This window comes from Gilliamella sp. CG35 (assembly GCF_046635745.1).
GTDB classification, from domain to species: Bacteria; Pseudomonadota; Gammaproteobacteria; order Enterobacterales; family Orbaceae; genus Gilliamella; species Gilliamella apicola_I.
Genome location: NZ_JBIDFH010000022.1, coordinates 1 through 13,129, shown reverse-complemented (window position 1 = coordinate 13,129; position 13,129 = coordinate 1). Strand labels below are relative to the sequence as shown.

The window sequence follows — 13,129 nt, the reverse complement described above, 5'->3', positions numbered from 1 at the left end:
TCATTACCCAAATTTTATCCTGCTGGACGATTAGATACTGACAGTGAAGGATTACTTTTATTAACAAACGATGGTAAACTACAAGCTAAAATTAGTTCACCAAAATTTAAGCTACCAAAAACGTATTGGGTTCAAGTTGAAGGATCAATTACTCAACAAGCAATAGATAAATTAAAGCGTGGTGTTCAATTAAAAGAATTTTATACTGCACCTGCACTAGCAACTATTTTGCAAGAACCAACACTTCTATGGCAAAGAGTGCCTCCTATTAGAGAACGTAAAACTATTCCGACATCATGGATAAGTATCACTATTACAGAAGGTAAAAATCGACAAGTTCGAAGGATGTGTGCTGCAGTTGGTTTTCCATGTTTACGATTGATTAGAGTCCAAATAGGTCAATATAATTTATTCAGCCATAATTTACCTTTAGGTGAATGGAAAACAATAAACCTAAATAATCTTTATCTATAAAATAACTAGCAGATAATTAAGTACTATTTTGTAGAGAATTTTTGAATAAACTAGATCAATATATTCAATTCATCTATTTGTACTGAATAAATTGGGCTTTATACTAAAATAAGATAAAATGATCTTTATCATGATCATAGGATAACTATTTATGGTAGAACAAAAAAAAGAGGGATTTTTTTCTCGTCTAAAACAAAGTCTCTTTAAAACAAAACAAAATATAGGATCAGGTTTTTTAAATTTATTTAGAGGAAAAAAAATAGACGATGCTTTATTTGAAGAACTTGAAGAACAATTATTAATTGCAGATGTTGGTTTTGAAACTACGCAAAAAATTATTTCAGCTTTAACTCAACAAGCTTCTCGCAAAGCGTTAAAAGATGCTGATGCTTTACATGAACTATTAAAGCAAGAAATGAAATCTGTATTAAATGGAGTTGATAAACCGCTGGATATTTCAACTCATAAACCATTTGTGATATTAATGGTTGGTGTTAACGGTGTCGGTAAAACAACAACAATAGGTAAATTAGCTCGTCAATTTCAACAACAAGGTAAATCTGTTATGCTTGCCGCAGGTGATACATTTCGTGCTGCAGCGGTTGAACAATTACAAGTATGGGGAGAACGAAATAATATTCCGGTAATTGCACAGCATATTAATGCGGATTCGGCTTCAGTTATTTATGATGCCATTCAAGCTGCCAAAGCTAAAAATATTGATGTTCTAATAGCTGATACTGCAGGTCGTTTACAAAACAAATCACATTTAATGGATGAACTAAAAAAAATTGTTCGAGTGATAAAAAAACATGATGAAACTGCACCACATGAAATCATGTTAACAATTGATGCAGGCACTGGACAAAACGCAATTAGCCAAACTAAATTATTTAATGAAGCAGTTGGATTAACGGGCATGACCTTAACTAAATTAGATGGTACCGCAAAAGGAGGTATTATCTTTAGTATTGCTGATCAGTTTAATATCCCTATCCGTTATATCGGTGTTGGCGAAAAAATTGAAGATTTAAGACCTTTCAACGCTGATGATTTTATTAACGCACTGTTTGATGAAACAGATGAATAGAGAGAGGCTATGATCCAATTTCAACATGTGAGTAAAGTTTATTCGGGCGGAAGACCTGCATTGCAGAATATAAACTTTACATTATCAACAGGTGAAATGGCATTTTTAACAGGTCATTCGGGTGCAGGCAAAAGCACCTTAATGCGTCTCATTTGTGGTTTGGAAAAAGCGAATGATGGTAAAGTAATGCTTAATAACATTGATGTGTCAACGTTACGAAAGCAGGATATGCCTTTTTTACGGCGAAAAATAGGTATGATCTTTCAAGATCACCAATTACTTATGGATCATACTGTTTATGACAATGTTGCTATTCCTTTAATCATTTTAGGTAAACCAGTTGAAGAAATCCGACGACGGGTTTCTGCATCGCTTGATAAAGTTGGATTAATCAATAAAGCTAAATTCTATCCAATTCAGTTATCTGGTGGAGAACAGCAAAGGGTAGGGATTGCAAGAGCGATTGTTAATCGTCCCAGTGTGTTATTAGCCGATGAGCCTACAGGTAATCTTGATGATAAACTTTCAAAAGATATCTTAAAATTGTTTGAAGAATTTAATCAAGCTGGCGTAACGGTATTAATGGCAACGCATAATATTGGGCTTATTCGTCGAAAACACCACCGAATACTTCATTTAAATCAAGGGCGTTTAGAGGGCTAATATTAATGATAAACGCTAATGTCAGATCAGCCAAAGCAACGTCTAAAAATAAAAGTCACTTTTTGGGTCGTTGGAAAAGACAAATAAGTTATGCATGGCAAAATGTTTTTAATCATTTTAAACAAAATATTTTAACATCACTACTGACAATTTTAGTTATAGCAATTTCAATAAGCTTACCAACAATTGGCTATTTATTATGGAAAAATGCGAATCAAGCTGCACATCGGTGGTCTCCAACACCAAATTTAACGGCATATATAAGCAAGACATTTAATGCTGAACAAACTAACGAATTAATTGAAAAAATCAAATCTCTTTCAGAGGTGGAAAAAGTTAATTATCTTTCACGCGATGATGCTAAAGAAGAATTTATTTCATGGTCTGGATTCAGTAGTGCATTAGATTTATTAGAAGAAAATCCACTGCCGGCGGTAGCAATTATTATTCCTAAACCAGAAGCAAAAAAGACAGAAATACTTCATAAATTACAATCAGAAATTTTCAAAATTGATGGTATCGATGATGTCAAACTAGACGATAGCTGGTTTACTCGTTTGACTGCTTTAACTGATATGGTTAAGGCAATAGTTTGGGTTATTGCAATATTTATGATTATTGCAGTATCACTGGTTATTGGAAATAGTATTCGTTTAAGTATTTTTGCCCGAAAACAAACAATTATTGTCATGCAATTAATAGGCGCTACCGAAGGTTTTATTTTACGCCCTTTTCTGTATAGTGGAATGTTTATTGGATTTATAAGTGCTTTATTTTCTGTCGTTTTATCGGGAATATTTATTTTTCAGATAGAATCTATTATATTAAATGTCTCAAATGAATTCGGAACAGTATTTCCACTAGAAGGGTTATTGTGGGATGAAGTCTTGCTAATTGTATTAATTACAATTGTGATAGGATGGTTATCATCACTTATTACAACAAAAAGATATTTAAAAATTAGTTAATTAAGATAGTTCTTCTTAATAGTATTAAGTAGAAAAGATGATTAATATTTTTATAAATATTTTTTTATTTTAAACCCAATTGTGAACTAAATTATATTTTAACTGTCTAATATTAAAAGTTATAAAACTGTATAAAGTTTTATATTGTTGTAATCAAAAATAAATACAACAAAAAAAGTTTAAATAAAGGGGGAATTAAATGAGTACTGATTTAAAAATGCAAGTAGGTGCTTTAATCCCACAAGGCAATATTGAATCTTACCTTCGCATGATTAATACCTATCCTATGCTAACTGCTGAGGAAGAAAAATCTTTAGGCGAAAGACTTTACTATCATGATGATGTTGATGCAGCAAGACAATTAATTTTATCGCATTTACGTTTTGTTGCGCACATCGCCCGTGGTTATTCTGGTTACGGTTTACCACAAGCAGATTTGATACAAGAAGGTAATATTGGTCTAATGAAAGCAGTACGTCGCTTTAATCCTGAAATGGGCGTTCGTTTAGTGTCATTTGCAGTACATTGGATTAAAGCTGAAATTCATGAGTATGTGTTAAAAAACTGGCGTATTGTTAAAGTTGCAACGACTAAAGCACAAAGAAAATTATTCTTTAATTTAAGAAAAAATAAACAGCGTTTGGGTTGGTTTAATAGTGCTGAAGTTGATATGGTTGCTGATGAATTAGGTGTTAGCCGTAAAGATGTGCTTGAAATGGAATCGCGTATGTCTGCACAAGATATGTCCTTTGATGTTGATAGCGATGATGATGATAACGCAGTTGTTGCGCCGGCATTATATTTAGAAGATAGTAATTCAGATTTCTCTAAATCAATTGAAAATGATAATTGGGAAAATGATGCAACCGACAAGTTACATGATGCTTTATCACAATTAGATGAACGTAGCCAAGATATCATTAAAGCTCGATGGTTAGATGCTGATGATAGTAAATCAACGTTGCAAGTTTTGGCTGATAAATATAGTGTTTCGGCTGAACGAATCCGCCAACTTGAAAAAAATGCTATGAAAAAACTACGTGTTGCGATAGAAGCATAAGCTTTTTGTTAACTGCTACTTTTATAAGCCTTGCTGGAAAAGCAGTAAGGCTTTTTTTATGAATAAAATTTTTAAATTACAGTTAATAGGGGTTTAAAATACTGTTATCAAAATTCATCCAAAAAACATATAAATATGTTATAAATAAAAAACCATCTTTATTTATGACCATATTGCATAAATATATTTATGTAAATGACTTACTAATTTAGGAATAAGAAATGTTGAAAAAAATTACTAAAAGTATTTTATTAAGTTTTCTGTTTGCAAATCTTGTTGCTTGTAATGAAAAAAATAAACATGACCTAGGAACTATCAAAATAGATACTGGTGCAGTTGAATGTGATCGCTATATTGCATTGATTTTGGATTTACAAAATACATCACAACTGCCTGCCGAATCTGAAGAGTCAGTTAAAAAAAGTATTGAGGAGTTTAGACAGATGGTTGAAAAAAATCCAGATGCGATTAAAGGTGAATGTAATGCGGCCTATTCTGCGATGCGAGGCGCTATAGAGGAACACTAATTTCAATGAAACATTAAACAAGGATTCTTTAGCGCACCCATTCAAAAGAATTTTTATGTGCTTATAATAACTGATTTCAAAGCGCACAATAAAAAGTTAATTAGTTTTGTTGAAAATGCATATTATTCACATCAGTTAAAATCAAGAATTTTTTCGTAGCGATTTTATATTAAAGGCAATCGGTAAGTATTTAGATTGCCATCTGCTATAGGATTAAAAACAACCTTTATTTATTGCGCTTAATGCTGCTTCTTGAGCATGTAACAGAGCTGTATCAAAAAAAGGGATCTTGTGATCTGCTTGAGAAATTAATAAACCAATCTCCGTACAACCAAGTATCACTCCTTGGGCTCCTTTTATAACTAGCTTATCAATGATATTAAGATAGGTTTGTTTCGATGTAGGGTTAATGATACCATGGCAAAGTTCATCATAAATAATTTGATTGATGATCATTCTACCTTGCTCATCGGGAATCAGCACTTTTAAACCTCTATTAATCAGTTTTGATTTATAAAAGTCTTGTTCCATCGTATATTTTGTTCCAAGCAAAGCAACGGTTTGAATATTTTCTTTAATTAAGTGCTGTGCCGTAACATCAGCAATATGAAGAATGGGAATATCAATGGCTGCTTGAATCTGATCTGCGACTTTGTGCATAGTATTGGTACAAATCACGATAAAATCTGCACCAGCTTGCACTAACCTTTTCGCTGCATCAATTAAAATAAGCGCACTTTTATCCCACTCACCATTGGCTTGGCAATGTTCAATTTCTTGAAAATCGACACTATATAAAAGTGTTTTCGCTGAATGTAATCCTCCTAATGATTGTCCTACCTTTTGATTGATAACTTGATAATAAGTCACGGTACTTTCCCAGCTCATCCCGCCGATTAAACCTATTGTTTTCATTTTATTCATCCTTAACGTACTAAATCATAATATAACTTCTTTAAGATATCTTTTAGTTTATTATTAAAAGTTTATGTATCTCTTCTCTCAAAAAATAGTACTAATGTTATAATTTATCTTATTGGAATTTAAGATAAAAAACAATTAATGTCTAAACCGTTATCAAGTTATCATCCCTTACTTTATTGGTTAAGGGTAAATCAGCGTCGTTTGTTTCGTCATTTGTTCTGGTATTGTTCTTCGCGTCAATATAGCTTAGAACGTAGTCATGATTTACGTTTACCATATCGATATAAAAAACATACATCCAAATTAATACGTCGATTGGGTAACAGCGATATTCAGCTTCAATACAATAAAGTCACAAATCTAAAAATTGCAGTGGATTCGTTAAATGGAATCTTAATTAAACCAGGTGAATATTTTTCGTTTTGCCGATTAGTCGGAAAACCAACTAAAAAGCGAGGATTTTTGAATGGAATGGAACTTTCATTTGGTGTAGCTCGTTCCGGTATTGGCGGTGGTATATGTCAGATTAGTAATCTAATTCATTGGTTAGCTCTCCATTCAGAACTCCAAATAGTCGAACGAGCAAATCATAGCTTTGATCCTTTTCCTGATGATGGTCGAGTGTTGCCTTTTGGTTCGGGTGCCGCTATTTTTTATAATTATATTGATCTTATTATTTATAATCCTACCGATAAAACGTTTCAAATTATGCTTCATGTTGGAGAGCACCAACTAGAAGGTGAGCTATTATGTGATGAAGAAAGACAATACAGCTATCATGTTTATGAAAAGCAGCATGCCTTTATTAAAAGGCAAGGTGTTATCTATAGAAAAAATGAAATCTGGAGAGACACCATGACCAAAAACAATGTCGGTGGCGCCCCGGCATGTATTCGTTCAGAAATGATGTATAAAAATAATGTAATTGTAAAATACGAAGTGAATGGAGAATTGATAACAAATGAAGAAAACGAGTAAATATCTATTATTAATGCCATTAATGTGTTTAGTTTTATCTTTTTCATGTTTTGCTGATCCCAAAGTGATTCATGTCGTTGTTGCATTATGTGATAATAAGTATCAAGGCATTGCACCAGTTCCGGCTGCAATCGGTAATGGTCAAGATCCAAAAAATAATCTTTATTGGGGGGCGGCCTATGGTTTTAAAACCTACTTTGGTAAACAAAAAGAGTGGCAAGTAGTACAAATCAATAAACCTGATGATGATAAAATATTAGAAGAGATTATATATAAGCATCGAAGCAAAGATGTTTATCTGATTGCTCAGGCATATAATGGCAAATACATAGATGATACTATTGATGATTTTATAGAATATTCAGCAGGCAAAAAACAATCATCATTTACGATAGATAACAAGAAAATAACGGCTGGAGGTAAAGCTGATTTAGTCGTTTATATTGGTCATAATGCTTTAATGGAATGGTCTTGGCATAAATTTTTGCCTGATAGCTGGCGTTGGGAAACACTTTCAAATGACGCACAAGAACAACAAAAATCGAGATATGCGGCCGTTTTTGCTTGTAAAAGTCAGAAATATTTTTCGAAGCCGTTATCTCGTTTGGGGATTTCGCCCTTGATTTTAACTATGCATCTTATGGCTCCGGAAGCATATAGTGTGCACGCTATGATTGACGCTTGGTTAAAAGGCGAAAGTAAAGCTAATATTCGATTGAAAGTGGCTACTGCCTATAGCAAGTATCAGAAATTGAACAAACCCGCGTTGAACATGTTTACTACGGAATATAGTCAGTAGTATTTTAGTTAAATCGGCATAATTTTGAATACTAGAGTCTAAAATATGATCAAAACACCTAAAATTGTTATTTTAACTGGTGCCGGTATTTCAGCTGAGTCTGGGCTATCGACATTCCGTGCGCAAAATGGATTGTGGGAAGGGTATGATGTTAACGATGTTGCAACCTATGAAGGTTATAGTCGTAATCCCATTGCGGTTCATTCCTTCTATAATATGCTACGAAGAAAATTACAACGTCCTGATGTAAAACCGAATTTAGCTCACTTTGCTTTAGCTGAACTGGAACACAAATTGGGCAGTGAAAATGTATTAGTGGTCACACAAAATGTAGATAATCTACATGAAATAGCAGGTTCTAAAAATATTATTCATATGCACGGGGAATTACTTAAAGTGCGCAATGAACTAACAGGGCAGATTATCGATTGTCTGGAAGATGTCGATTATCAACAAAATAAATTTATTCGCCCCCATATAGTATGGTTTGGAGAAATCCCATTACAAATGGATAAAATCTACGATGCACTTTCACAGGCTGACTATTTCATTTCTATTGGGACATCTGGTAATGTTTATCCTGCCGCAGGATTTGTAAAAGTTGCCAATCAATCGGGGGCTAAAACTGTTGAGCTTAATTTAGAGCCAAGTTTAAGTGAAAGTTTATTTCAAACCAAAATTTACGGCCCAGCAAGTCAAGTTGTGCCTAAATTTATTGAAAAATTTATTGTCGATTTTGGTCATCGTCATTAGTTCCTAAACACTTCTCTCAAATGCCATTCAACAAACCGATCATGTAATTGATCTTCCTTCGATCTAGGTCGCTTAATATCTTTTCCGTTAAAATCCCAAAATAGTCTTTCGACAATTTGATTACTGTTAATACCATTCGATATTTTAATTTTTAAACTACTATCAAGCCCAATTATACCCATATCAAAAGCCGAATGATGTAATGAACAAAGTGCTAAACCATTATTGACTACACAAGGACCGCCATGCTGTTTCCATTTTACATGGGCTGCTTCAAGACCAATGGATACTGAATCATACCTTAAATCAAAACCACAAATTGCACATTGGTAATTGTAAGCTCGTAAGACTAACTGTCTGAACTTTTGATCGCGTTGGCGATGAAAATCGGTTAAACTAAAATTAAGTCGATTGATTAAATTTTCTTGCACACTTTCAGGAAAATGCTGATTTAAAATCTGTTCTGCTATTTGATCGATAGCAGATGGATTTTTTATAAGACATTAAAAGGTTGGTTCATCAAATCCCCCATAAACTTGTGAGGAGGCTAGCTGTTTACTGGTTGATTCTTTACTTGGATTATTGATATTTATGCAATTTTCAATATTGGTTAATTGCCAGAATCCATCATTTTTCAATCGCCAAAAAGGCATATTAGGATAGTAATGTGTACGTTGAGGACCAAAACGCATCAAGAGATCAAGCAAAGGTTGCTCAATTTCAGTTTTATAATTAAATAGATGTAAGTAGATTTTATATTGTATATCTTAGTTTATCACTAAGTATTTCTCGTTTATTATTTAGATATTTTTTGAGGTTTTACTAGCGATTTAATTCTTAATCAAAGAATAAGCCTTTTTATGATAAAATAACATTAATTGATTTTAATATTGTCGAGAAATAAAATGAGAGACTTACATGAACTCGAATCAAATGCTTTAAAATTCTGGCCCAGTGAGCTTGCGACTCAAGAAAAAGACTTAAGCGTCATTCCTAAATTGATTGAAACCCAAGATAAGTTTATAAGCATCTTAAATATTTCGGATTCAGATCCTTTTATTTGGAAAGAAACACTTAAGAACACTAAATCTCTATCTGCTAATCTTTTCTTAAAACACCTAATGGTCTTGTCTGATATTGGCGGAGAGAAGCTCATGCGTTTTAAAAAAGAACTTCCTTCTATAATTGGGCGTACATTACATTTTTCTTGGGAAAGTAATAATTATTCTTATGAATTTAAAACAATAACTAGTAAAATTAATTGGAGTAACAAAAATCTTTCGGTCGATGGAGATAAAATTACAACAAATATAGAAATGTCACCACTCATTGAAGATATATGCATGTTATTATTATTTGGAGGTAGTGCAATTAGTGACAATATTCCTACAGATATATCAGAGAAATGTATAATTGGTGCTTTATTTGGTAAAACAGTAGAACTTGAAAAATTTGTTAAGCAACGATATATTTGGGTTAGCAGAATTACTGGCGGAGCAACTTCAAACAAATTAGGGCAACTAGCTCAGCATGCTGTAAAAGATTACTTAGAAAAAAAGCTACCTCATTGGAGGATTAATAAAGATAAATTACCAGGAGTCAGTCATAACGAACGAACTTCATTATCAGTCGATATTATAGCTAAATCCCCAAATAACATATTTTGTGCTATAGAGGTAAGTTTTCAAGTAACTACCAATAGTGTAATCGAGAGAAAAGCTGGACAAGCACAAGCAAGACAGACTTTACTCCACGCAAATGGACATAAAATTGCTTATGTAATAGATGGGGCTGGAAATTTTGAAAGACAATCAGCCCTAAGAACAATATGTCAATTTAGCGATTGTACTGTTTCTTTTAAGAAAGAAGAATTAGATAATTTAGTTAATTTTTTAAACTCATTGGAAAAATAATGTCTCACCTTAGTGAATCGAATTTTAAATTAGAAATAGTCAAAAAAGACAGTTTAGTTACACAAAATTCTTCAATAAAAGATGTATGGTTTATTAAATATCCTTATTATCAAAACAATGAAAATATTCCCGATATGCAGGATACTATATTTGAACTAAATTCTTTTATTGATAAACTTGAAAGTAACACAACTATAGCTATTCTATCTTCTCCAAAATTTATTGCAAATGTGTTATCGGAATTAACACAAACCGCATATTTTAAATTATGGATTGGTATAAAATTAAAAGAAGTAATTAATAGTACTTCTTCTTTACCTCAAAAACATGCATCTTTAGCAATTATTACAAAATATAAGGGTCCCTTACAACATACAAAGACTAGAATTTCTTATACTTTCTGCCCATTCTGTGAAAAAACAACAAAAGATTATGGAGGGAAAAAACATCTTTATCATGAATATGGAACTCTTATGTCTGATGTTTGGAGAGATATCGAAATTAACTATAATGATATATCCCTGGTTACTGAGAGATTAAGGGATTTGTTTTCAATATTGCCTTATAAATTTCTTAATTTTGTGGATTTATCAATAAAAGAAAAATGTTACATTAGCACTATAAATAATAAGGTAGATAATAATTCAGTCTATCCATTTAATTATCTGGGTAATAATTCTTCAACAATCATAAATGGAGATTGTTTAGATATATTAAAAAAAATCCCATCAAATAGCATCGATTTTTGTTTTGCGGATCCACCATATAATGTCAATAAAAAATATGAGAATTGGAATGATTCCATAGACATTAAAGAATATTTTGATTGGTGTAACAGCTGGCTTTCAGAATTAGCCCGAGTAATAAAACCAGGTAAAACTGTAGCGGTTTTAAATATACCTCAATGGTCTATTAGACATTTCAAACACCTAAATAAAATATTAAAATTCCAAGATTGGATTATCTGGGATAGCCTTAGTGTACCTGTTCGCATGATAATGCCTGCACATTATTCAATTATATGTTTTACAAAAAACCATCCAAATAAACTACCATTTTATGAAAATAATATTCTTGAAAATATTAATTTAACAACATCAAAAGAATTTTATTGCGTTAGAAATAGCTGCATAAAAAAAAGGAATAAAGAAGAAATTAATTATAAAGAGAATATAACTAATATCTGGTGGGATATTCATAGATTAAAACATAATAGTTCACGAGTTGATCATCCTACACAATTACCCCCTTCTTTGATGTATAGACTCATTTCAACATATACTAAAGAAGGGGATGTCATCCTGGACCCATTTAATGGTTCTGGTACTACCACTTTATGTGCTCAGCAAATGAAAAGAAAGTATTTTGGCATAGAATTATCAAAAAAATACTTTGATATTTCAATCACCCGACATGCTGAATTAGATAAAAATATAGATCCTTTTGGTAGAAAAAACGTAATACCACAATCAAAAAATAGTAATGTTAATCGACTAAGAAAGCAAAAATATGAAATTGATAAAAAGACACTACAATTAGAAGTTAAAAAAATTGCACAAAAACTAAAAAAAATCCCCAGTCGAGATGAAGTTGTTAAATACAGCCAATATCCAATTCGTTTTTTTGATGAATATTTTATCAGTTGGGGAGAAGTCACTGCTGCCGCAAGAACAACTGGGATGGGAGATGTTGAAAATAAAAGTAAGTATGAACAGCTAATACATCAAGATTATCATACCAAAGATACTAGTTCCAGTTAATAAGTATCTTTAAATTATATTTGCTGCTACTATAACTAAAAAATATTACATTATAATTTAATTGCCTATTTTAATTTTGTGATATAAGGCGTAATAGCTCAAACTCGATCTAACAATTTCAGAAGACAAGTTTTGAGTGAATCCGACAGATTTCTCCATGCCAATAGTGGTTACTCCTGATCTTCTGTCAATTTATAATGCTGTAATGATCAAATTAGTTTACATCTGGTGGACACCGGTACTTGTTAGTACGGATTTTCTAATGTTATAGTTCGGATTATTCTGTCAAGTAATCGTTATATTTATCAAGGTTAATATGGATTTCCCAAAAAGAATTACAACACATATTTAAGAAAGCAGGTCTTTCGATATAGTTTCAAAAGTTTTGCCCAGTCAATGGATTATCCGAGAAATGACAGAATGAGATTATGGCATTGATTTATATGTGGAGATTGTTAAAGATGATGGCTTTATCACAGGTAATTTAATTGCTTTACAAATTAAGAGCATTGAAAATATACAGTTTTCTAAAGAAGGTAATTTTAGTTTGGGTGGTATTCATTGGAATACACTGAACTATTGGCTTGGGCAACTTGTTTCAGTTTTTGTACTTCTTATTAATTTATCGAATGAAGAAGTTTATTGGTGTAATATAAGGTTCGATCAAAGGCTCGGATATTATAACGGTTAATAAAAAACGTTTTCTTTTAAAAAACTTCAAGTATTCCATCTTAGTTTATTGAATAAGTGTGTCCAGTTTGTCATGATATTTTCCTGACTTAAATATGCATGCGGTAAATGATTATCCATTGTTGTTAATTGATTAACGCTATTATTGCTTTTATAACCTAAATCAATTCTCACTGGTAAAAGTTTTGCATAATGAGTAAAAAGTTTATCAATATAAGCAATTGCACATTTTTCATTCCTTGAATTATTGTTATAAACATTAGAATGTAACACAATCATTCTCCATGTAATAAATGGGTTAATGGGATATCTATTATCTATTTTGAATTGCTATGTATTGGGTAAGATCACTAAGTTGGTATTGAATAGCATTGAATATTGTTACTAGTAAGAGTAGAAATAATAATTTGTTGGTAAAGTAAAATAGAATATTAGATATAATTAATTTAATCCTTAAAAATAACAGATAAAATGAGAACTATTAGATGTTATTAAATAGTCAACATTATGTCTGTCTCTTATACACATCT

General features: G+C 31.8%; 13 protein-coding genes and 2 pseudogenes. 12 read left to right on the top strand and 3 right to left on the bottom strand.

All coding sequences use genetic code 11. From position 1 onward, the window contains the following. The 6 genes and pseudogenes from ACGH4F_RS09340 to ACGH4F_RS09315 form a co-directional block, all read left to right on the top strand. The coding region (locus ACGH4F_RS09340; protein WP_411590987.1) for a pseudouridine synthase at positions 1-474 on the top strand (474 nt) is incomplete at its 5' end. 166 nt (positions 475-640) lie between these two features. Further along, a pseudogene (gene ftsY / locus ACGH4F_RS09335) lies at positions 641-1,564 on the top strand (signal recognition particle-docking protein FtsY); the annotation flags it as partial. 9 nt (positions 1,565-1,573) lie between these two features. After that, positions 1,574-2,227 (top strand): cell division ATP-binding protein FtsE, encoded by a 654-nt coding sequence (gene ftsE / locus ACGH4F_RS09330; RefSeq protein WP_267360522.1) that lies wholly within the window; start codon positions 1,574-1,576, stop codon positions 2,225-2,227. Between the two features lie 5 nt (positions 2,228-2,232). Further along, positions 2,233-3,195: a permease-like cell division protein FtsX gene (gene ftsX, locus ACGH4F_RS09325; protein ID WP_411590985.1), complete on the top strand. Its 963-nt coding sequence runs from the start codon at positions 2,233-2,235 to the stop codon at positions 3,193-3,195. A gap of 199 nt (positions 3,196-3,394) precedes the next feature. Next, on the top strand, positions 3,395-4,255 hold the full coding sequence (gene rpoH / locus ACGH4F_RS09320) for an RNA polymerase sigma factor RpoH (protein ID WP_065558060.1): 861 nt from the start codon (positions 3,395-3,397) through the stop codon (positions 4,253-4,255). Positions 4,256-4,476: 221 nt separating this feature from the next. Next, a complete protein-coding gene (locus tag ACGH4F_RS09315) occupies positions 4,477-4,782 on the top strand; it encodes a hypothetical protein (protein WP_411590984.1) in 306 nt (101 codons plus the stop codon). A 213-nt stretch (positions 4,783-4,995) separates the two neighbouring features. Here ACGH4F_RS09315 and ACGH4F_RS09310 read toward each other — a convergent pair whose 3' ends face one another. Further along, complete coding sequence (locus ACGH4F_RS09310) at positions 4,996-5,697, bottom strand: aspartate/glutamate racemase family protein (RefSeq protein WP_267350050.1); 702 nt, start codon at positions 5,695-5,697, stop codon at positions 4,996-4,998. A 147-nt stretch (positions 5,698-5,844) separates the two neighbouring features. Here ACGH4F_RS09310 and ACGH4F_RS09305 point away from each other — a divergent pair, with 147 nt between their 5' ends. From ACGH4F_RS09305 to cobB, 3 genes are read left to right on the top strand one after another with little or no spacing between them, the layout of a single operon-like run. Continuing rightward, positions 5,845-6,684, top strand: coding sequence for a VanW family protein (locus tag ACGH4F_RS09305; RefSeq protein WP_267350048.1), 840 nt, complete (start codon positions 5,845-5,847; stop codon positions 6,682-6,684). Then, entirely contained in the window at positions 6,668-7,483 is an 816-nt protein-coding gene (locus ACGH4F_RS09300) for a hypothetical protein (RefSeq protein WP_267350046.1), read from the top strand. Before ACGH4F_RS09305 ends, ACGH4F_RS09300 begins: the two co-directional genes overlap by 17 nt. A gap of 45 nt (positions 7,484-7,528) precedes the next feature. Then, on the top strand, positions 7,529-8,236 hold the full coding sequence (cobB, locus tag ACGH4F_RS09295; RefSeq protein ID WP_411590982.1) for a Sir2 family NAD+-dependent deacetylase: 708 nt from the start codon (positions 7,529-7,531) through the stop codon (positions 8,234-8,236). Here cobB and ACGH4F_RS09290 read toward each other — a convergent pair. After that, positions 8,233-8,976 (bottom strand): annotated as a pseudogene (locus tag ACGH4F_RS09290) (phosphorothioated DNA-binding restriction endonuclease); the annotation flags it as partial. The gene cobB and the pseudogene ACGH4F_RS09290 sit on opposite strands and share 4 nt — an antisense overlap. 165 nt (positions 8,977-9,141) lie before the next feature. On the opposite strand from ACGH4F_RS09290, the gene ACGH4F_RS09285 reads away from it, so the two are divergent. From ACGH4F_RS09285 to ACGH4F_RS09275, 3 genes are all read left to right on the top strand, one after another. Next, positions 9,142-10,149: a restriction endonuclease gene (locus ACGH4F_RS09285; RefSeq protein WP_411590981.1), complete on the top strand. Its 1,008-nt coding sequence runs from the start codon at positions 9,142-9,144 to the stop codon at positions 10,147-10,149. Next, the gene (locus tag ACGH4F_RS09280; RefSeq protein ID WP_411590980.1) at positions 10,149-11,909 is read left to right on the top strand and encodes a DNA-methyltransferase; all 1,761 of its coding nucleotides are present in this window, start codon (positions 10,149-10,151) and stop codon (positions 11,907-11,909) included. The genes ACGH4F_RS09285 and ACGH4F_RS09280 overlap by 1 nt, the downstream gene beginning before the upstream one ends. Before the next feature lie 433 nt (positions 11,910-12,342). Then, on the top strand, positions 12,343-12,600 hold the full coding sequence (locus ACGH4F_RS09275; RefSeq protein ID WP_411590989.1) for a DUF4365 domain-containing protein: 258 nt from the start codon (positions 12,343-12,345) through the stop codon (positions 12,598-12,600). Positions 12,601-12,626: 26 nt separating this feature from the next. Here ACGH4F_RS09275 and ACGH4F_RS09270 read toward each other — a convergent pair whose 3' ends face one another. Beyond that, complete coding sequence (locus ACGH4F_RS09270) at positions 12,627-12,872, bottom strand: hypothetical protein (protein WP_411590979.1); 246 nt, start codon at positions 12,870-12,872, stop codon at positions 12,627-12,629. Positions 12,873-13,129 lie beyond the last annotated feature (257 nt).